Origin of the sequence: Lactiplantibacillus sp. B652 (assembly GCF_023806745.1) — a bacterium.
Taxonomy (GTDB): Bacteria; Bacillota; Bacilli; order Lactobacillales; family Lactobacillaceae; genus Lactiplantibacillus; species Lactiplantibacillus pentosus.
This window is the reverse complement of the sequence record NZ_JAMSKY010000001.1, coordinates 337,649-358,512: the sequence shown is the minus strand read 5'-3', so window position 1 is coordinate 358,512 and position 20,864 is coordinate 337,649. Positions and strand designations below refer to the sequence as shown.

The window sequence follows — 20,864 nt, the reverse complement described above, 5'->3', positions numbered from 1 at the left end:
GGGCGTCAGAAAACTTGTGCGAATGTGGCGGTTAGCGGTGAATCGTGATTTGCGGTGGTTGTGTGGTGAAACTAGTAACTGCCCACGATTGGCGGTGACCATGAGCAAATGGTGATGTGAACTTAGAAAAGCGTGTGCGGTGTGCGAGAACGGCTCGTTTCAAGTGACCAAGTATGCGTGTCTCGCGATGAGCAGGCAAAAAAAGTCGCTTCGAAATTCGAAACGACTTTTCAACGCTATTTAAATCCGGCTATTTCTATCTGTGCTTTTCTGTCTGCTATTTTGCTGGTTGCTAGTGATTCGCGATTAATCTGGCTGGATGGGAGCGCACACGCCGATTCAGCACGGCTGATTGTGGCGCTATCTATAGGCCCATCTAATTGCTATTTAAGTGGGCTGTTCAAGCCGAGAACATCCATTTCATAGATACGGACGGCAGTATCGGCCACTTGGGTCGGTTTGTCGACCACGATGCGAACGTAACGGGCGGTCGTTGCGGCAAAGGTATTCAGGCTCGTGGCCTTTGTGTTGTCGTACGTGCGGGCAATGTCCTTAAAGTGTTTACCATCGGTGCTGACTTGAATTGTCCACGCTTTGGTATTCATATCCGCGCTTTCGCCACCCGCCTTGGCGTGGGCGAGTTTGACCGCGCTAACGGTAGCTTGGTGGCCTAAATCAAGCGTTAACGTATGCGGGGCTTTACCAGTCGCACACCACTTGGTACTGAGTTTGCCATCAACGGCCATCTTTGGCGCTTCACTGCTATTGGTGTAACCCGAGGCACTCGTCTTCGCATTCTTCGATAGCACCGTCAGCGCGCCTTTAGCCTTAGGCGTGATCGTAATCAATTTTTTCATCGTTACGGACCGCTGCCCATCCTTGTTCTTCGCAGTCAAGGTGACGTTATAGGTGCCGGCCTTCGCGTATGTGACCGTTGGGTTCTTAGCCGTACTGCTGGTTTGCTTGGCACCGGTAAACTGCCACTTAAAGCTAGTCGCGTTGTTGGATGACGTGTTCGTAAACTTGATGGTACTTCCGGGACTAGCTAAGGTCCGGTCGACGGTAAAGGCTGCTTTGGGCTTGCGGTTATCGGGCCATTTCAACGTGGTTACTTTGGAGGCCGGGCCACGTTGGTTCCAAATATCGACTGGGACGACCATCAAATCAGTTTCATTTTGTTGCCCAGTCCGCTCAAGGGCGTTGAGGTAGAAATTAGTTGTATCAGTTGCGCCGAGAAATGAGCGTGAGCCATTCTGGTTGCGTTGGTAGATTTCATAGTGGTCCAAATGCTTAGTTGATGCGGCTTGCCAGCTCAAGTTCACGCCAGCGTACTTGCCTTCTTCATCAAAGACACGGTTGTCGATGGCGACGGACTTAACGGCCGTTGGACTGGCTTGCGGCTTGCCCGTGATTGCCAACCGCCCTAATTGTGCGCGATAACTGGTATCCGACTTGCTGGTCGTTAGGCTTAGACTGATTGATTTCACGGTCTTCTTAGCAAGCCCACTGACGTCGTAATCGATCGTTTGCCACTTAGAGCTGAGAGCCTGATCGCCCTTGATCGTCTTCTTGCGACCATCTTTTAACGTGACCACTAAATCTAATTGGGTCTTATCCGTGGCTTTCGCAGCGACCTTGACTTGGGTGTTGGTGGTAAACGGAATATCGGTCGTATAGAGCTTGATGGTGCTGGTCTTGTTCTTGCGCATCTGACCGGACAGCTGAATATCGTTGCCACCGTCATAGGCATCGGTATAGTCGAAAGCCGCTTTTAAGTCGTTACCAGAGGGATTGTCGATCATCCAGCGGTAAGTCGGGTTGATGGCCTGCAACGAGCGGTTGTTCCAATCGCGCAGTGAGACCTTGCGTCCCTTGATAAAGTAGTTATAGCCATTGCCTAAGCTGAAGTTAGTGACGAATGGCTGTTTCGTAATGGCACTTTTCTCCACGGCATAGGTGGAAACACCGGGCCACTGACTCGACGTCTTGGACGGAACGCTACGTGATGGATCGCTATGGTCATTTACCCATAGCGTTTCTTCCTTAGATTGGAATTCATCGGGCGTTTCAGATGACGTATAGGTCCAATTAGGCGCGTAAAGGCCTAGCGACGTGTGGGGAACGTTGTGCTGGTTGGCAAACAAATCCCAGCGAACGGGTGTCGAAGTACCATCCGCCTGAACGTCGATGCCGGCGAATAGGTTATAAGGGTTGAGCCCCAGCTTTTCAGCCCGGTCCCGCGACTTTTTGAGCAAGTCCTGGCTCGCTAACCGTTTCTTCGTCCACCAGAAGTTCAGGAACATTGAATCCGCGACTGGCTTCATGTTGGCGTCAACCAGGTAGGACTGGTTTTCCTTAGTAAGCGCATTTTGCCAATCCATCTTACCGTCCTTGGTCATCGAATCGTACCACATGAGGTCTAACTTGCTGCCGGCTTTTTGCTTGTATTCCTTGATCAATTGTTGCATGAGCTGTGCGTGCTTTTTGGTTAGCCCGCTCTTCGTCGTGGACTGGCTGTTCTTACCACTAGCGGCGGAGTCAAAACTCTTCACTTCGGGGTCGGTTTCTTGATTGATGAACCAGCCATCAAACCCATAGGCCTTAGCAACCGCTACCAATTTATCAGCCATAGGAAAATGACCGTCCTTATCTTGTTTCAGGAAGTCATTGAGCCATTTGAGCTTGCCGCCACTAACGACCTGCGGAAAGAAAACGGTTCCAAGAACGGGCACGCCATTTTTATGAGCGGCATCAATGACATCGGCCGTGGGTGGCACGATCAAGCCTTCACCCGCTGAGCCGCCCCAGTAGACGAGTTGATCAATATATTGCCAATTTGAGAAGACATTGGCGTCAAACGTATTGATCCCGCGGGGCGCATTTCCACTGGTCGACGCGTTCATAATCGATAATGCGACGACTTTCATTTTAGGGCCCTGGGTCTTGTTGACGGTCGGGAGCTGCCACTTGTCGATGCGCTTGGCCAGTGGTACGGTCGCAACATTATATTTAGCCTGCTTGTCCTTACTGAATTGCCACTTTAGCAGCTGATTAGGAAACCAGTACGGCGCTTCCGGATGATTATCCATCCCTTTATCCAGACTGGCTTCAGCGGTCTGTTTGTAGCTGACTTTGCCACTAGATTGCTGGCTTGAACATGCGGACAAGCTGAGCGCGGCTATCAGTAGGGCAAACGTACTCGCGATTTGGCGTTGCCGTCTTTTTCTCATGATACTGTTCCTCCCTTGATCAAATCTGAGTCACCTGACGAAGACGACCATGGCCATGTGGACTGACGATTGAAAGTCACCAGATAATGGCGATAAACGGTAATAAATTAGCGGTTCTGTGGTAATTGCCAATCGTCTAATGGAGACTAATCGTGTTCGGTAAAGTCCGGCCACACGACCAGGGTCATCTATACATTACTGGTATGTATGATATATAATTTTTTCAGTAAAGGGTATCGACAAATTAAAGGAATTAAGGGACAAAATAAACTAATTGATGACTGAAACAACGCCAATTTAGATGGTTTATCTGAATTTACGCTCACAACCTGGTGTGATTAGGGCGGGGCTGAATCATGAAAAGATGTATGAAAACGTTATCGATGTTGCTTTTTTTGGATTGATTGAAGTCGTGTAGTATAATGACCTACCAGGAAGGTGATTAGTTATTAAATATAAAGTTGATAATGGTGAGTACCCGACTGGTAAGGACGCTGTCGATCCCAAGCGGGTCAAATATCTGAAGTTAATTAGTAAGTTAGCAACCTTTACTTGTATTGCGATGTACGTGTCGTATATTCCGCAAATCATTGATAATTTTACTGGTAATCCGGTGTCGCCGCTACAACCCCTTGTCGCAATGATCAACGGGATATTATGGACGGGGTATGGCTGGTTCAAGACGTATAAAGACTGGCCAGTCATTATCTCGAATGTCCCTGGGGTTATCTTTGGTTTCATCACCGTTTTAACCGTATATGTTCATTAACCATAACCGAAAATAGATAATAACAATCAGCCGACAGATTTTTTGTCAGTTGTATAGCTAATAAATTCCGCCACTTTGTGCTAACATTGACCACAAAATGGCGGAATTTATTATGAATCGGGATTCAAGCGTGCTATTCTTAAGCTCAAAAGCAGCCAGCTGAAGACCGCTGGAAACAAGGCGAGTTAGCGTAAACCTGCATTGGTAGCTGCGTCCGATTCGGCTTCCATCCAGCTCAATATCTTTTAATTATCGTTAATGCTAAATAATAATCAGTGCAACGCGTCTTGTCACGAAATATAGGAGGGGTAATCATGGCGATAATTTCAGTACGCGTGAGTGACGCCGAAAAGGCATGGCTCCAACAAATGGCGATCTTTCATGGAATCAGTCTATCGGACTTGATCAAGCAATATTCAATGGATCAGTTAGAAGATGAGTACGACGCACGCGTCCTTGATCAAGCCTATCAAGCGTGGCTTAAGGATGACAAGCAAACCGTGTCCATGCAGGACGTGCTAGCCGATTTTGATAAACCGGCTGATGACGAGTAGACGGGACGGATTAGCTTTTACAATCGCATTTAAGGTTCAACAAAAGTCGCTGCGGTTATAACTGGCAACTGCATTTAAGGCTCAACAAAATAGGACCCGGAATCAATCAACAATGATTGATTTCGGGTCCTATTAGTCATTTAGAAACACATTCGCAATGAGTCACTCAATCAACAGCGACGGATTTTGATTTTCAGCTTAATGCTGGTCTAATGCGACTTGAGCTAATAACAAGCCACCAGCAATACCGGAGTTGTTTCCAAGTCCGGCGGGAACGATGTAGTCGTCGAGTGCCGGCACGTCTTCATAGCCGTTCAAGTAAGCCGCAAATTTTTCGCGAATCATTGGGAAGAGCTGCCGTTGATTCATGACCCCACCATTTAAGATGATTTTGTCTGGGGCAAACGCAACGGTCAGATTGACGCAAGCCTGCGCGATATAGTCCGCAATGATTGGCCAGACTGGATCATCGACTGGAATATCCTTACCAGCCATCCCGGTCCGTTTACCGACAGCGGGGCCGGCAGCTAGGCCTTCCAGACAGATGTCGTGGTACGGGCAACTGGATTTAAAATCGTCGCCAGGGAGCCGATTGAGCCGCATGTGGCCGAGCTCAGTGTGGGTCCGGCCGTTGAAAATTTGATTATGGCTAATAACACCCGCGCCAACGCCGGTCCCAATCGTCATGTAAATACTGTTCGGGACGTCCTTGGCAATCCCAATCATCGCCTCACCATAGGCGGCTTCGTTGACATCGGTCGTCCAGTAGAATGGAATGTCAAACTGCTGTTTCAAATGGCCGAGAAAGTCGTAGTCGCCCCAGCCAGGTTTAGGCGTGGTCGTAATGTAGCCGTATTTTGGATCTTCCGGATTAACGCCGATTGGCCCGAATGACCCGATCCCAATGGCCGCTACCGGATGGGCTGTAAAATAATCATCGACTGCCGCCATGGTTTCGGCCGGGGTGGTCGTCGGAATTGAAATCCGGTCACTAACTTGTCCTTGTTCATCGCCAATCGCACAAACAAATTTTGTGCCACCAGCTTCAATTGCACCTAAAAGCATCGTGTGCCTCCTGTGGATAAAAATATAGTTTTATTAATAAATAGTATACGCTTATTTAATAGCTTTGTTAACGATTACATTAATATTAGCACGCGTCTAGCTCACAGTTGAAATCCGGGCATCGAACTGGTGCTTATAAATTAACCGCGGCAGTCGCATCCGCTGCCGGTTCCGTCAATGCAATCAGTTGCTCGCCCGCCTGAACATCGGTGGCATTTAAACGCTCAACATTAGCGTAACTAGCGGTATTAGTGACCACGACCATGACGGTTGGATCATAGTTAGCGGCTTTCAAGGCGGCCACATCAAAGGTACCGAGTAAGTCACCTTGATGAACGGTATCGCCCTTTTGAACGTTGGCTGTAAAATGTTCGCCCTTCAAGTTGACCGTATCTAATCCTAAATGAATTAGGATTTCCGCGCCGGCAGTCGTTTTGATGCCGTATGCGTGATGGCTATCGTAAGTCACCGTGATGGTACCGTCAGCTGGCGCCAGAACCTGATCAGCGCTAGGGACGATTGCGGCACCGCTACCCATGATTTCAGCTGAAAAGACTTGGTCGTTGACTTGACTTAAAGGTTCACTGGTCCCGGTAACGGGAGCGACGAGGATTTCGTCATTGACGTTAATCGGTGCCTTCGGTGTTTCAGGTTGTTGAACTTGGTCGCGGTCATCGCCGAGGGTTCGTTTTGCATAAATAAAGGTCGGAATAAAGGCGACAACGAACGAAATGACGGCACTAAGCGCGAAGGATGGAATCGATTTTGAAGGAATTGAGATGAACCCGATGACTGATGCAGGTCCCATCGCTACTGATAGGACGTGGAATAACCCTAAGAAGGCGGAAGCAATTCCAGAAGCAATCGCTGCAAAGACGAATGGATATTTCATCTTCAAGTTGACCCCGAAGATGGCTGGTTCCGTAATTCCGAGTAACGCTGAGACCCCGGCTGAAGAAGTCAGGGCTTTTTGTTTTTGACTTTTAGTGGCAAAGAAAATAGCTAAAGTGGCGGCACCTTGCCCGATGTTGGCCATCGAAGCGACTGGGAAGATAAATGAACCACCAGTCTTGGCGACGTTGGCTAATAATTGCGTTTCGATTGCTGGGAAGGTTTGGTGGAGACCGGTAATCACAATGGCAGAATAGAGTAAGCCAAAGATGCCCATCCCAATCCAGCCGGTGCTATTATACAGCCCAACTAAGCCGTTGGTTAACGCGTCACTAACCGTCCGTAAGACTGGTCCAACAATGGTAAAGGTCAGAAATCCGGTAATCACAATTGAAAACATTGGGGTAAATGTGAAGTCAAAAGCCCCTTTAATGTGTTTATGGAAGAATTTCTCAAGGGTAGCTAAAATGAAGGCAACCCCTAAGACTGGTAGTACCTGACCTTGATAACCGGCTTGGGCCACGTGAAGTCCAAAGACGTTCCAGTAAACCATCTTACCGGCGGCCATGGTCGTCGCAACGTTATAGCCATTAACAAGTGATGGTAAGACCATGATCATCCCCATCGTCGCACCGAGGAAAGGATTACCACCGAAGCGCTTGGTTGCTGAGAAACCGAGCAGAATCGGTAAGAAGGTAAATGGGGCACTAGCCATCGCGTTGATCATTTCAGCGATGCCTTTCAACCCTGGATAGACTTCAACTACGGATTTGGCCATGAAAAGATGTTCGGCGGTCAGCACGTTGTTGAGCGCCATTAAAAGCCCACCGGCAACTAATGCGGGCACGATTGGAATGAAAATATCTGATAAGACTTTTAGAAAGTCCATCAGTGGATTGCGTTTTTTACCAGCGGCCGCGACTGCCTTAATATCATCAGGAGTCGCTTCCTTGAGGCCAGTCTTGGCAATGAGGGCATCGTAGACTTTGTCGACATCGCCGGGGCCAATAATGATTTGGTATTGGCCGTTGGTTTCGAAGGTCCCCTTGACGTCAGCATCGTTGTCTAGGGCAGTCTGATCGATTTTAGATTCATCCTTGATGACTAAACGGAGGCGCGTCGCACAATGGGCGGCCGCCTGAATATTGGTCTTGCCGATGGCCTTGAGGACGCGATCTGCAACTTCTTGATGATTCATGGTGGTTCACTCCCTGGTATCGAAATTTTGAATTTAAGTTAGTTTTGCAAGCGCTTTACAAATCCAATCATAACAAGTTCTAGTTTTATGTCAAGCGTTTGATATAAAATAATTTGGCTTTTAAATCACGTTATAAGCGTCCAATGTGAAAACTAATCACAAAAAATGTCATACGTTTGACATAACGATGTAAGCGGTTTTATAATGGAGTCACTTAATTCAAACGATAAAAGGAGCTCAATCGGCATGCAATGGAATCGTAAAATGCGTTATACCCCCTATAATCAGTGGCCAGCGACTAAATTACCGCAACTGGCGGCCCAAGCTCGGCAATCCAAGTGGCGGATGCAGCACCACATTCAACCCGCATCCGGTCTGTTAAATGATCCCAATGGCTTTTCATATTTTAATGGGCAGTGGCACTTGTTCTATCAAAGTTTCCCATTCGGGCCTGTCCATGGCCTGAAATCTTGGCAGCACGTGACTTCCGACAACTTAGTCGACTGGCACGACGAAGGCCTAGCGATTGCGCCAGATACGCCGTATGACTCGCACGGGGCCTATACGGGGACGGCGCTGCCCGTTGGTGACCGCTTATTCATTATGTATACCGGCAATGTCCGCACCGCTGACTGGCAACGTGAAGCGTACCAGATTGGCGCGTGGATGACGGCGGATAACCAAATCCATAAATTAGACCAACCGCTGATTTCCCACGCACCAGCGGGGTACACGAGCTCATTTCGAGACCCCGACCTCGTCAAGACTGACCACGGTTACTACGCATTAATTGGCGCACAAACAACCGATGAGCAGGGCGCACTCTTAGTTTATTATTCAGAAGACCTTTCGAAATGGGACTGTCGTGGCGCAGTCAATGTTCCTGAAGCCGCGCGTGGTTACATGATCGAATGCCCGAATATCGTGTGGATCGATCAACAACCCGTCCTACTATTCTGCCCACAAGGCTTGTCGCAGCAGACGCTGGCTTATCAGAATATTTATCCAAACACGTCTCTAGTTGCTGAAGAATTTGATTTAGACCAGGCCAAATTGACTGGTGCGAAAGCCTTACATCAGTTAGATGAAGGGTTTGATGTCTACGCAACGCAGGCCATCAACGCACCAGATGGGCGGGCCTTAGCCGTGAGCTGGATTGGGCTACCAGAAGTCGCCTACCCAACTGACCAGGAGAACTGGGCGCACTGCTTGAGCTTCGTGAAAGAATTGACCTTGAAAGACGGCCACCTCTACCAGAATCCAGTGGCGGAAGTCGATCAATTACGCACGACAGACCAACCACTGACACTGGACCCTCAACATACAGCGACAGTTGCTGACTTGGACGGTAGCTTTGAGCTCCTGATGACGGTTGCGGCTGACGAAACGAGTACGGTGCGCGTGGCGGATACCCATAATCGGGGTGCGCTAATCGTCACGGTTGATGCCCGAGCAGGCCAAGTCGTCATTGACCGCAGTCAGACTGGACACCCGTTTGCAGAAGACTACGGTCAGACTCGGACTGCTCAAGTAAAGCCGCACACGGCAATCAACATTCGGCTCATGATAGATGTATCGGTCTTTGAATGCTATATTGATAGTGGTTATTCTGTGATGACCGGACGCTTTTTCTTAGCGGACACACCAACGCAACTGAACATAGAAGCAAGTTCGTCAGCGGCGGTCACTGGTAAAGTCTGGAAATGGCGCCAATCAGAGCATATTGGAGCGAATGAATATGAAGCCAAAATTAAATGATGTGGCTAAGCTGGCCGGTGTCTCACCGACCACGGTGTCACGCGTGATCAACAATCACGGCTATTTAAGTGAACAAACGAAAGAAAAAGTATTTGCAGCGATGCGCGAGTTACATTACCAACCAAACAACATGGCGCGGTCGTTGCAGGGGAAGAACACGCAATTGATCGGCGTGATATTCTCAGATATCAGCAATCCGTTTTTTGGCGAGCTCGTGTCGCGGATTGAAAAAATCCTGTTTGCGAAGAACTATAAGGTGATTTTATGCAATAGTGCGGATGACCCGCAAAAGGAACGCGACTACCTGCAAATGCTGATGGCCAATCAGGTGGACGGCATCATTGCCGGGGCCCATAACTTAGGCATCGAAGAATATCAACAGTACGGGCTGCCAATTATTTCATTTGACCGCTACCTATCCGACAACATTCCCATCGTGAGCTCGGATAATTACCATGGCGGCTGGCTGGCTGCCCAAACGCTACGTCAGGCTGGTGCGGAAAACATCGCGATTTTTACCGGTAAATCCTACGCGGGTTCGCCGACGAATGGCCGCCGGGAAGGCTATGAAGCGTATTTAGCGTCGGAACAATTGACGCCACATGTACACGAATTACCGTTTGAATTATCACCAGCCTTAAAAATGATGGAAATCAAAACGATCATGTCCCAGCAAAACTACGACGGTATCTTCTGTAGTGATGATTTGACCGCCTTATTGACGATCAACGTCGCCCACCAACTCTCGATTCGGGTGCCAGAAGACTTGCGTGTCGTCGGCTACGATGGCACCGCCTTGATGCGCAACTATCACCCAGAATTGACGACCATCGAACAACCGCTGACGGATATCAGCACGCTGCTCGTATCCCTGTTATTACAGCGAATCGCGGATGCTGATTGTCAGTTGGAATCAAAATACACGTTACCGGTCAAGTTGAGTAAGGGCATTACCGCGTAACGAAGGAGTTATGAGTAACATGGCAGCAACAATTAAATGGTGGCAACAAGCCGTTGTCTATCAAGTCTATCCACGGAGCTTTCAAGATACCAATCATGATGGCATCGGCGATTTAAAAGGGATTACGGCGCACCTTGATTATTTACAGCAATTAGGGGTCGACGTCATTTGGTTGAATCCGATTTACCGCTCGCCCAATGATGATAATGGTTATGATATTAGTGACTATCAACAAATCGCCGCGGAATTCGGGACAATGGCGGACTTTGACGACTTATTAACGGCGGCGCATGACCACGGGATAAAAGTGATTATGGACCTTGTCGTGAACCATACTTCGGATGAACACCCTTGGTTCCAGCAAAGTCGCCAGAGTCGTGACAATCAGTACCGTGATTTTTACTTTTGGCGTTCCGGTAAGGGAGCTGACCAACCGAATAACTGGGAGTCGGCATTTGGCGGTTCAGCGTGGACCTATGATGAGCAGACGCAGCAGTATTATCTGCACACATTTTCAACCAAACAGCCGGATTTGAACTGGGAAAATCCGGCGCTACGAACGGCAATCTATCAGATGATGACGTGGTGGCTGGAAAAAGGCGTGGATGGGTTTCGAATGGACGTCATCAACCAGATCTCTAAATTACCAGGCCTCCCAGATGGCCCCCTCAAGCCACATAGTCAATACGGCGACGCGCGAGTGACCAATGGCCCGCATGTGCATGAATTCTTACAAGAGATGAATCGACGCGTCTTGTCGCGCTTCGATATTATGACGGTCGGCGAGACTCATGATGTGACGCCGGCTGATGCCCGTAAATACGCCGGTAATGACCGCCATGAACTCGATATGGTCTTTGAATTTCAACATTTACGACTTGATAATAGCCAACACGGATTTGGTAAATGGAGTATCCGCAAGACGCCGCTGGTTGCGCTGAAACAAGTGATCAACGACTGGCAGACGGGGCTGGCTGGACAGGCTTGGAATAGTCTTTTCTGGAATAATCATGATACGCCACGCGCCGTGTCCCGCTTTGGTGATGACCGGCCGATGTATCGGGTGCGCTCAGCTAAAATGCTCGCGACTTGCCTGCACTTGCTGCAAGGGACCCCGTATATTTATCAAGGCGAGGAACTTGGGATGACGGATGCCCATTTTACAGACTTAGATAGCTATCGTGATATTGAAACGTTGAACGCCTATCGCGACTTAGTGACTGACCGGCATTTGCTGACGCATGCTGATATGATGGCCCGGCTTGCGGCGAGTTCTCGTGATAATTCACGGACACCAATGCAGTGGAATGCGACTGAAAATGCCGGTTTTAGCGATGCGCAACCGTGGATCAAAGTGAACCCGAACTACCAACAAATCAACGCTGAAGCTGCCTTAGCTGACCCTGATTCAGTGTGGTATTACTACCAGCAACTGATAAAATTACGGCACCACTATCCAATCGTCACGCTAGGTACGTTCAAACTATTACTGGCGGATGACACGCAGGTGTTTATGTACGAGCGACACTGGCAAGGCCAAACTTGGTTGATTGCTTGCAACTTCACGTCTGAAACGATTTCACGACCACTCCATCAATATTTGACGGCCGATGCCAAGTGCTTGCTGAGTAACTACGACGACCACCAAACCGACACATTACGCCCGTATGAAGCCTGGGTGTACCAGCTCGCTTAGTGAGAGGCTCTTAAGTTCAAAAGCAGCCAGCTGAGGATCGCTGGAAGCGGTGTGAGTTGGTGGATTCCTGTTCGCCAGCCGGTGCGCGCCGTAGTCCGACTTCCGGGGCCGGCTGACAATTGCTGGAACGTAAGCCGACGTCGATTTGAACTCACTCAGAAAGTCACTGCGCAATTTCAAATACGAGTCTTATTCTAAGCCGGAAGCAACCCACTTCCAGCTAAGAATAATTTGGCTACTGAGCATTGTCAGCCAACCCCTACAGTCGGGAACCCGCTCGAATGGCAGATGAACGGCCATCTATCTGGGTACAATTGACCACTGAATATTAAGTACCTGGTCCTTCAGGAAAACTTTTAAATGGAATCGATGATGCATTATGGCATTTAAGTACTGAGAAGATTACCTGAATATTATTGATTTCCTTTATAATTCGAGACTTTGCTATTTCAGACGACCAGGGAAGGTTCTGACAAGTCCAGTAGAGTTGTTTTTCATAGGCCTCAAAATATGGATAAGGACGTGACTATTACTGAAAATTTACGCCAATTCGCACTGTTTCCAGCAGGTCTAAGCTGGTTGTTTTTGAACTTGAGCTTAACATGATTAACTCTAAGTAATAACCAGCACAACGCGTACGAATGTGACCACACAAAATAAAGCGACCCTCAAGATTCTTGAAGGTCGCTTTATTTAACGAACAATGACGATTTGGCCGATGTGTGGTTCATCTAGCTGCTGGTGGCCTTGAATAAAGCCGTTTAGGTCAAAGGGCAGTTCGGCCGCAATCGTGGTGATGAGTTGGTGAGTTGCTAATAATTTAAATAATAACTGTAATGTCGCCTGGTCCGAAATGACTTCGGTCGGTTGAATCGCTTGGAACCGAATTGACTTACTGGTGGCAGGAAGGCGGTGGGCGAAGGAGGCAATCGTGGCGTCAAACTTCGCCATTGCCAAATCGTCCTTGCCACCGACACCGTCTAAAGCGACGTTGATGATGACATCGCCGCGGTCGGCTAACACGTGGACTGGATTTTGTTGCTGGTAGTCCACAAATTGGTCGACGCCCAGTGAAGTGATCAGATCCGCGTAGCGCCCACTCGCCACGGCAATTACGTGCGCACCGAGGCGTTTTGCTAGTTGAACGACTAGCAAGCCCACGGGACTGCCAGCGCCTTTGACGATCACCGTCTGGTCAGCTTGGACGTCTGCAAAATAACGCACCGTTTTGTAAGCGATGATGCCAGGTGTGATCAGGCTTACCGCACTGGCGGGTGTGAGGTCGTCAGGAACCGTCACGGCCAGGTCGCTATCGACACAGACCTGTTCGGCGTAAGTTTCAGTGGTGTGCGCTGCGACTAAGGTGCCAATCTTAAAATCAGTGACTGCCGCTCCGACTTGAATCACGCGTCCGACCACATCATGTCCCGGAATGTGTGGCAGGTCCACGTTGGCCTTGGTACCCAGACGCTCCAAGCGGTCTTCGTCTGTTAAATTAACTGCCGCCGTTTCAATTAAGATTTGATTATCAGTCAGGTGTAGTGCTGGCTGGACAAGCGTCTCAAATACGGCGGGTCCCCCAAATTTTTGATAACCGTATGCAAGCATGATAATCCCCCTCCTATCATGGCTGAACCAGCATTTAGACTCGCAAAACCACCGAAGATACCGGCGTTTACCAACCAAATGCGTGGGTTCAGACATTGGTCCAAAAGTATGCTCTTGCCTCATTGTAGCGGGCGAACAGGGGAAATCACAAGTCGAAACAATTATATTCCGGGCTTCGTTCGGTTACCGACTGAATTAAGCGGTCGGTTTGACTGGCTGACGCTTGAGGCCCCAACCGGTAAAACCACTGATGATGGAGAAGACGGGTGACAGCAAGCTGAAGAAGCAGAATGGCAAGTAAGCCAGTGTTGAAACGCCCAAGGTATTTGCGGCAAACGCCCCCGCCACACCCCATGGAATCAAGTAGTTAATGACCGTTCCACCATCTTCGAGCACCCGGCTGAGTGCCAAGTTGGCGAGTCCGCGCTGATTGAAGGCGAGTTTGAAGGCTTTACCAGGCAAAATTACGGATAGGTATTGTTCACCGACAAAGATGTTGACGCCAATTCCGGCTAAAATTGCCGCAGTGACGGCGGCACCAGTCCCTTTGAGCCGCTTGGTCAATGGCACCATCGCGGTTTGGATCAAGTTGAATTTCATCAACAGGCCACCGAGCGATAAGGTCAGTAAAATCAGTGAGACCGTGCTCATCATCGCGCTAATGCCACCCCGAGAGAGCAGGGCGTCGACGCTGGCATTGCCAGTTTTTGCGACAAAACCAGATTCAATCATCGTTGCGATTTTAGTGATGGCGATGTGTGGTTGCTGGATAAAAATCATCACGATGGCGAGCCCGATGTTCATCAATAACGTCGCAATCGCTGGAATTTTGAGGAGCGCACAGGCGAACATCACCGCTAGCGGCAGTGCGGCCCACCACGTGATGGCAAAATTACTGTTGAGCACGGTCAGGGTCGTTTGAATTTTACCTAAGTGACTTTGGGTCGCTGCGCCCGTGCCGAGAATCGTGTACAGGACTAATGAGACGACGAACGCCGGAATCGTCGACCACATTAAGTTACGGATGTGATCGAACAAATCACTCTCAGCAATCGCTGACGCCAGGTTCGTCGAGTCTGACAGTGGCGAAGTTTTATCGCCAAAAATGGCGCCGGAAATAATTGCGCCGGCGATTAAAGCCGGGTTGATGCCCATGGTCGTCCCGATACCGAAGAGGGCGATCCCAATTGTTGAAATAATCGTGAACGCACTCCCAATCGACGTTCCGATGATGGCGCAGACCAGGAAGACGGACGGCACGAACCACTGTGCGGAAATCAAATGAAAGCCGAAGACCATCATTGACGGAATGATGCCGGCTGCGATCCACACGCTGATCAGTGCACCAATCAGCAGGAAGATGAAAATCGGAATGATCCCAGTTTTGATCCCATCAATGATGCCGCCGTGAATATCATCCCAAGCGGCGCCACGAATGCGGGCCCACAAAATAATGAGGGCAATCACCAGGATGACGGGTGTTTGTGGCGATAGGCCGAACTTAATCACTCCAAGTCCCATAATCGCTAACATAATCAACAAAACGCATAAGGCTTCTGGTAATTTGACCGGTCGCCATTTTTCTGAATGAGGCATAATCGATAACTCCTTTTGAAGGTCGCCCAGCGTCATCAAGCTAGGTGGTCACCAGCTGCTTGAATGACGGTACGCGCCAATAATAATCATAATGAATGCAAAAAATCGTCCCCGTTGCACAATAATGCAACAGGGACGATTGATTAGACCGTGGTACCACCCAGCTTGAGCCACAATATGACTCCACTCACTAGCAGTTAACGGCTCTAGTTGTTATCCGCCGGGCGTACCCGGACCTCTCCTACCGTATTTCATCGAGATTAACCTGATCGGTTCGCAGCACCCACCGACTTCCTGACGCACAGTTAATTCGCTACTTGAAAGTAAGATTATCGTTCGTTATTTGAATACTGATGATAGTAGCATGTGCGCCCGAGTTCGTCAACCGACGTGAACGGCAGTTGGCATAAAAAACTCGGACAAATTCCGTTTGCCCGCTACGATAAGTGAGGATGGAATGGTAGAATAGATAGTGTTGTAAGCGGTCTCTAGCAAGAGACGGCACTAGTTATTTTTAAAGATAAAAAAGTTTTTAGGGGATATCAATATGGCTAATCAATGGTGGCAATCAGCCGTCGTGTATCAAGTCTATCCACGCTCGTTTCAAGATTCGAATGGCGATGGGATCGGGGATCTGCCCGGAATCACCCAACGCTTAGATTATATTAAACACTTGGGTGCTGATGTCATCTGGCTCAATCCAATCTACCGGTCACCCGGAGTCGATAACGGTTATGATATCAGTGATTATTACGATATTAATCCGGAATTTGGGACGATGGCTGACTTTGACCAGCTGCTCACAACCGCCCACGCGAAGGGCTTGAAAATCATGATGGACATCGTCGTAAACCACTCATCCAACCAAAATAAATGGTTTACGGAGAGTGCCAAGAGCAAGGATAATCCATATTCTGATTATTATATTTGGCGTGACCCAGTCGACGGACATGCGCCCAATAACTGGGGTGGCTTCTTCGGCGGCTCAGTCTGGGAATACGTCGAGAGTCGGCAACAGTATTATTTGCATTCATTTGCCGTCGAACAACCGGATTTGAATTGGGATAACCCCAAGCTGCGGCAAGCGGTCTATGACATGATGAACTTCTGGGTCGATAAGGGTGTCGATGGCTTCCGCTTAGACGTCATCAACCTGATTTCCAAACCAGCCAGCTTTGCGGATGGACAACCTGAAGCGGGCGAACCATACGCGGCCATCGGTGACATCGTGGCAAACGGCCCACATTTGCATGATTACTTACAAGAGATGAATCAACAGGTCTTTGCTGGCCATCAACTGATGACGGTCGGGGAGACGCCGGGTGCGACCGTTGCGGATGCCAAACAGTTAGCGAGTCTGCAAGGGCAGGAACTCAACATGGTCTTCGAATTTGAACACATGGGTTTAGACGGCAATCCCGACCCCGCATTGGGCAAGTGGAATGATCAACCCGTTCAACTCGTTGATTTGAAGCAGAGTTTATCAAAATGGCAGACGGGCTTGCAAGGTGCCGCTTGGAATAGCCTCTATTGGAATAATCACGATCAACCACGGATCGTGTCCCGCTTTGGCGACGAACGACCAGCTTATCGGGAACGCTCAGCCAAAATGTTGGCCACGGCGCTACACTTCTTGCAAGGGACCCCGTACATTTATGAGGGCGAAGAGCTTGGCATGACCAACGCCCATTTCGACAAACTGAGCGACTATCAAGATTTGGAATCACTGAATGCCTATCATCACTTTGTCGACGACGAACAGGTCGTCTCAGCGGATAAGATGTTAAGCTATTTAGCGCACACGTCTCGTGATAATGCGCGGACCCCGATGCAATGGGATGACAGTGCCAATGCCGGCTTTTCAACGGCGACACCTTGGCTAGCGGTCAACGCAAATTATCCACGCCTGAACGCGCAACTAGCGCAACGGACACCTGGCTCGGTATTTGGCTACTATCAACGGTTGATCAAGTTGCGGCACCAATTACCAGTTATCACGACTGGGACTTACCGGCTATTGTTGCCAGAAGACCGGTCCGTCTACGCCTACATGCGCCAAGCGGGTGACCAGCATCTGCTCGTGATCTGCAACTTCACGGATGCCACCCAGACGCGGCACTTTGCTGAATTACCGGCTACGGCTAAACTTTTGTTGAGTAATTATGATGAGGACCATCAGGACGTTTTGCGGGCGTATGAAGCGAAGGTTTATCAATTCTAAGTCGAGGCTCGGGCTGATTAACTTAGGGGCATATGGTGAGGCGCTGGCTATTAGTCAATCGTTGAGTTTAGATTTAAAAATTAATCAGTAAAAACTAAAGGACACTCCTGTTATCAATATAGATAACAGGAGCGTCCTTTAGTCGTGTTAAGTGCAATTACTGCTTGTTTTCTTGTTTGGCGTTGTCATCAGCAAAGGTCTTTTCGATGATATCGATGACTTGCTTGACCAACCCGATTGGGAATAGGTGTGCGCGCCGAATCAGATTGATATGCACGCTGGGGACTTGGACGTCGTCGAATGGAATTTCAACGAGGTCGTCGTCTTCACCTTCAGCCGGCGTCGTAATGTCCGAGATGAACCCTAACGCCAAGTTCTCCTTGACCAGTCCCTTGATTAAAGTACTGCTGTCGGATTCGAAGAGAACTTGTGGCTCGATTGAAAGCTGTTCAGCCAACTGCCGAAAGACGAGCTTGTTCAAATAAGTTGCATTAAGTAGGACAAACGGTGACTTCAGCGCTTCCGCAAAGGTCGGGTGATCCGACTTGGCTAGCGGATGGTCTGGGTTAGCCAAGATGCGGAATTTAAATGGCCGCAATGGCGTGACTGCCAGGCGTTCATCGAGCGTTTGATCCAAGTTGCCACTGATGGCAAGGTCCAGCTGACCAGCCAAGACTTGCTTAACGAGTTGGTTGGCTCCCATTTCAACGGTATGGACGCTACTAAGCAAGTCCTGTTCGATGATGGGCTTAGTTAATGCTGGTAAGTAATGTTCACTGACGGAGGGTTCGATCCCAAACCGCAGTGTGTGTTGACGGAGGTGACTGATTGATTCGTTGACGTGTTGCCAGTTATTGATAATATCATTGGCCGCGAGCAAAAGCTGCTGGCCGCTCGGTGTCAGGACGAGCGCCTTGGTTTTTGCTTGACGAAAGAATAGCGTCACTTGGAAATGACGCTCCAGTCGCTTAATTGCTTGTGAAATTGTTGGTTGGCTAACGTGAAAATCAGCAGCGGTTTGCGTGTAGCTTTGCGTACTGATCAAGCGTTGGAAGTAATACAAGTCTTTAATGTTCATGAAAAATGTAGCCTCCATAAAATATTAATGTTGGTTGAGCAATTAATAGTCGCAGGTAAGCAGGCTCCGACTGATTGATTAAAGCTGGTTATTATACGTCATGTTAATCATACCATTGTTATAACGAATAGTGTCAGGATAATTCGTAAAAATAAATTCACAGAATAGTTAACGTCCTGAAATTATAATGATTATTAATAAGCCGAACACTTGAAATTGGTATGGATGCTGGTTTGACACCATTCAAGCTTTTGAATCATCAGTTTAATTTATCAGTTAAAGGGCTGTTTGATTATCTATCGGGACTAATTTGTCAATTTGAAACGGGTCATTATAGATCACTGGCACTTAAGAAACCCTTGAAATGATAGCTATGACCGCGATTGATAAAGTTAAAGGGGTCAAGTGATAAATAAATTTTATTACCCATCTTCAATAAGTACCAGGCTCAATTATAAAAGCGGTTACACACCATAAATGATTCGTATCAGTTAAGGGGTTGTCGGAAATAGCCAGCTAACTAAAAATTGGTCTACATGAAGTCGGCTGCAGGCTGTGGGCGTCGCATTTGGCGGTAACGGTCAAATTTTTGAACCAAATAAGTTAACGTGTTTAAGTTATAACTGAAACTAATAAGCTCCAAAAAACAACCAAAAAAAAGGCGATCAGCGGGCCTATGTTCGCTGGCTTAATCATAACTTGTGATAATCAGTTAAACGGGTGTGCTAATTTAGTTGGCCTGAGGATTAACCCACTCATTTGCATAAATAATTATAATACTACTCGGAACGACAATCTATAAAACACCGATATAACAGTGAGTTAATTAATTGACTATAATAATTTATTATAGCAAACCCCGAATCGGGGCTAAAGGATTTTGTCTCACAACTTGATCCAAAATAAAACGCACCAGCTATCACGAAGATAGCTAGTGCGCATACTCGACATTACCGCCGATTCTGAGGCGTACGTTGGTCATGCTTGATTCTGACTGGTTGCGCAGCAGGAACTCGGTTGCCAGCGACAACCCCGGCGACAGCAGCTAAACCAGCTGCAACTAATAAACCTGCTAATAACATGGGCAGGACCTCCTCAATGGTTGTTAAGCACTCGTCATTTGATACTTGCAGTTTAGGCGATTTCTTAACCAATTGCAATTATTTCACCGCTAATTAATGGGAATTTGAATAACTTGAAATATTCTTAAGCAATTGATGGTTTTTGTTCATCCGGGCAAAGGCAGCCGCGTCGTTGAGATACTCATGAACTTCATCAGTATCCGTCGCGAGTTGGGCCTGTAAGAACTTGATGCGAGCGGCGTAGTAGGTGACGTGGAACCGAGCACAGATTTCAATCCCGTAGTTGAGTAGTTGCAGGCTACGTTCAGTATCTGCGATGCTAGCGTAAAAGGCCCCGGTGTAATAGGCGAGGTTGATCACGCGCCAGATACTTGCGGTCGTCTCTAGTGGCAAGTTGGGCAGAGCGTGCCGGACCTTTTCAAAATAATATTGGGCCTTGTCGTTATCGCCGGTCTGCTGATAAGCAATCCCGGTTCCGCAATAAGCCAACTGGGTGTAAATCGTAATGTGCGATTCATCCAAGTCCGTGATGATTTGGTCGAAGTTAAAGACCACGTCACTGATTGGATGGTGGTTAAGTGCCGCCACGTAACCCTTTAGATAACAGTATTGGAGCTTAGTCTCGCGATCGTGCCGCGGCATATCAGCGGCCTTTTCGAGTTGTTCTTCAGCATCCTGATATTCTGCGGTGATCAAATCAAATTCGACTTGTTCCAGAATCTTCAAGACTGCAGCATCCGCGACCCGTTCAGTTGGAAAGACATCTTCCAATTGAAGGTTCAGCCGCTGGCACAATTGCGCCACGATTCGAATGGCAGGGGCCTTACCATTATTCTCAAACTTACTTAATGTTGCCTGGGTACATATGCCGTCTGCAAGGGCTTTTTGCGAAAGACCCAGTGCCTTGCGACGGGCGATGAAGAGCTCAATATTCATGCCATCAACGCTTCCTTTACATAGTTAAGTCATTTTTGAAATTGCTTTCATTTATTCTAATTAAAAACTTTTTATATAATTTTGTCAATATTTATACATAATCCATAGTATTCCAAAAATGTGTCTATCAAATATAAAAATATGGCAACTAAAAAATCGGTACCGCAAGCAGTAATCCAATACTTGCGGTGCCGATAAAGTGTCCATTCAGGCGTGAATTG

14 protein-coding genes are annotated in these 20,864 nt (G+C 48.2%); 6 read left to right on the top strand and 8 right to left on the bottom strand.

What is annotated here, in order from left to right; genetic code table 11:
- Nucleotides 1-383: 383 nt before the first annotated feature.
- A complete protein-coding gene (locus MZO40_RS01510; protein ID WP_252133058.1) occupies nucleotides 384-3,230 on the bottom strand; it encodes an endo-beta-N-acetylglucosaminidase in 2,847 nt (948 codons plus the stop codon).
- A gap of 448 nt (nucleotides 3,231-3,678) precedes the next feature.
- On the opposite strand from MZO40_RS01510, the gene MZO40_RS01505 reads away from it, so the two are divergent.
- Nucleotides 3,679-3,999, top strand: a complete 321-nt coding sequence (locus tag MZO40_RS01505) for a SemiSWEET family transporter (protein ID WP_082230185.1) — start codon at nucleotides 3,679-3,681, stop codon at nucleotides 3,997-3,999.
- A gap of 314 nt (nucleotides 4,000-4,313) precedes the next feature.
- Entirely contained in the window at nucleotides 4,314-4,553 is a 240-nt protein-coding gene (gene relB, locus MZO40_RS01500; protein ID WP_105960617.1) for a type II toxin-antitoxin system RelB family antitoxin, read from the top strand.
- A gap of 198 nt (nucleotides 4,554-4,751) precedes the next feature.
- On the opposite strand, the gene MZO40_RS01495 is transcribed toward relB, so the two are convergent.
- Together MZO40_RS01495 and MZO40_RS01490 are read right to left on the bottom strand one after the other, a co-directional pair.
- A complete protein-coding gene (locus tag MZO40_RS01495; RefSeq protein ID WP_105960616.1) occupies nucleotides 4,752-5,618 on the bottom strand; it encodes a fructokinase in 867 nt (288 codons plus the stop codon).
- A gap of 133 nt (nucleotides 5,619-5,751) precedes the next feature.
- Nucleotides 5,752-7,707, bottom strand: coding sequence for a sucrose-specific PTS transporter subunit IIBC (locus MZO40_RS01490; RefSeq protein ID WP_105960615.1), 1,956 nt, complete (start codon nucleotides 7,705-7,707; stop codon nucleotides 5,752-5,754).
- Nucleotides 7,708-7,953: 246 nt separating this feature from the next.
- On the opposite strand from MZO40_RS01490, the gene MZO40_RS01485 reads away from it, so the two are divergent.
- The 3 genes from MZO40_RS01485 to MZO40_RS01475 are packed head-to-tail and all read left to right on the top strand — an operon-like array spanning nucleotide 7,954 to nucleotide 12,122.
- Complete coding sequence (locus tag MZO40_RS01485) at nucleotides 7,954-9,465, top strand: sucrose-6-phosphate hydrolase (protein WP_105960614.1); 1,512 nt, start codon at nucleotides 7,954-7,956, stop codon at nucleotides 9,463-9,465.
- Nucleotides 9,446-10,426, top strand: a complete 981-nt coding sequence (locus tag MZO40_RS01480) for a LacI family DNA-binding transcriptional regulator (protein ID WP_105960613.1) — start codon at nucleotides 9,446-9,448, stop codon at nucleotides 10,424-10,426. Before MZO40_RS01485 ends, MZO40_RS01480 begins: the two co-directional genes overlap by 20 nt.
- Nucleotides 10,427-10,445: 19 nt before the next feature.
- On the top strand, nucleotides 10,446-12,122 hold the full coding sequence (locus MZO40_RS01475) for an alpha-glucosidase (RefSeq protein WP_105960612.1): 1,677 nt from the start codon (nucleotides 10,446-10,448) through the stop codon (nucleotides 12,120-12,122).
- Between the two features lie 693 nt (nucleotides 12,123-12,815).
- Here the strand turns inward: MZO40_RS01475 and MZO40_RS01470 are convergent.
- Both MZO40_RS01470 and nhaC read right to left on the bottom strand, forming a co-directional pair.
- Nucleotides 12,816-13,730, bottom strand: a complete 915-nt coding sequence (locus MZO40_RS01470; RefSeq protein WP_088770233.1) for an NADP-dependent oxidoreductase — start codon at nucleotides 13,728-13,730, stop codon at nucleotides 12,816-12,818.
- A gap of 195 nt (nucleotides 13,731-13,925) precedes the next feature.
- Nucleotides 13,926-15,326, bottom strand: coding sequence for a Na+/H+ antiporter NhaC (gene nhaC, locus MZO40_RS01465; RefSeq protein ID WP_122217769.1), 1,401 nt, complete (start codon nucleotides 15,324-15,326; stop codon nucleotides 13,926-13,928).
- A gap of 547 nt (nucleotides 15,327-15,873) precedes the next feature.
- Between nhaC and MZO40_RS01460 the strand changes: the two genes are divergently transcribed.
- Nucleotides 15,874-17,547, top strand: coding sequence for an alpha-glucosidase (locus MZO40_RS01460; protein WP_101872656.1), 1,674 nt, complete (start codon nucleotides 15,874-15,876; stop codon nucleotides 17,545-17,547).
- A 157-nt stretch (nucleotides 17,548-17,704) separates the two neighbouring features.
- Here the strand turns inward: MZO40_RS01460 and MZO40_RS01455 are convergent, their stop codons facing one another.
- The 3 genes from MZO40_RS01455 to MZO40_RS01450 form a co-directional block, all read right to left on the bottom strand.
- On the bottom strand, nucleotides 17,705-18,625 hold the full coding sequence (locus tag MZO40_RS01455; protein WP_105961516.1) for a LysR family transcriptional regulator: 921 nt from the start codon (nucleotides 18,623-18,625) through the stop codon (nucleotides 17,705-17,707).
- 950 nt (nucleotides 18,626-19,575) lie between these two features.
- Nucleotides 19,576-19,707, bottom strand: coding sequence for a hypothetical protein (locus tag MZO40_RS17355; protein WP_021336886.1), 132 nt, complete (start codon nucleotides 19,705-19,707; stop codon nucleotides 19,576-19,578).
- 93 nt (nucleotides 19,708-19,800) lie between these two features.
- On the bottom strand, nucleotides 19,801-20,643 hold the full coding sequence (locus MZO40_RS01450; protein WP_050337920.1) for a helix-turn-helix transcriptional regulator: 843 nt from the start codon (nucleotides 20,641-20,643) through the stop codon (nucleotides 19,801-19,803).
- Between the last annotated feature and the right edge of the window lie 221 nt (nucleotides 20,644-20,864).

Excerpts from the sequence above, each read along its gene's own strand:
- MZO40_RS01510 (WP_252133058.1), bottom strand. The coding sequence starts at position 3,230 with ATGAGAAAAAGACGGCAACGCCAAATCGCGAGTACGTTTGCCCTACTG.
- relB (WP_105960617.1), top strand. The coding sequence starts at position 4,314 with ATGGCGATAATTTCAGTACGCGTGAGTGACGCCGAAAAGGCATGGCTC.
- MZO40_RS01495 (WP_105960616.1), bottom strand. The coding sequence starts at position 5,618 with ATGCTTTTAGGTGCAATTGAAGCTGGTGGCACAAAATTTGTTTGTGCG.
- MZO40_RS01490 (WP_105960615.1), bottom strand. The coding sequence starts at position 7,707 with ATGAATCATCAAGAAGTTGCAGATCGCGTCCTCAAGGCCATCGGCAAG.
- MZO40_RS01485 (WP_105960614.1), top strand. The coding sequence starts at position 7,954 with ATGCAATGGAATCGTAAAATGCGTTATACCCCCTATAATCAGTGGCCA.
- MZO40_RS01480 (WP_105960613.1), top strand. The coding sequence starts at position 9,446 with ATGAAGCCAAAATTAAATGATGTGGCTAAGCTGGCCGGTGTCTCACCG.
- MZO40_RS01475 (WP_105960612.1), top strand. The coding sequence starts at position 10,446 with ATGGCAGCAACAATTAAATGGTGGCAACAAGCCGTTGTCTATCAAGTC.
- MZO40_RS01470 (WP_088770233.1), bottom strand. The coding sequence starts at position 13,730 with ATGCTTGCATACGGTTATCAAAAATTTGGGGGACCCGCCGTATTTGAG.
- nhaC (WP_122217769.1), bottom strand. The coding sequence starts at position 15,326 with ATGCCTCATTCAGAAAAATGGCGACCGGTCAAATTACCAGAAGCCTTA.
- MZO40_RS01460 (WP_101872656.1), top strand. The coding sequence starts at position 15,874 with ATGGCTAATCAATGGTGGCAATCAGCCGTCGTGTATCAAGTCTATCCA.
- MZO40_RS01455 (WP_105961516.1), bottom strand. The coding sequence starts at position 18,625 with ATGAACATTAAAGACTTGTATTACTTCCAACGCTTGATCAGTACGCAA.
- MZO40_RS17355 (WP_021336886.1), bottom strand. The coding sequence starts at position 19,707 with ATGTTATTAGCAGGTTTATTAGTTGCAGCTGGTTTAGCTGCTGTCGCC.
- MZO40_RS01450 (WP_050337920.1), bottom strand. The coding sequence starts at position 20,643 with ATGAATATTGAGCTCTTCATCGCCCGTCGCAAGGCACTGGGTCTTTCG.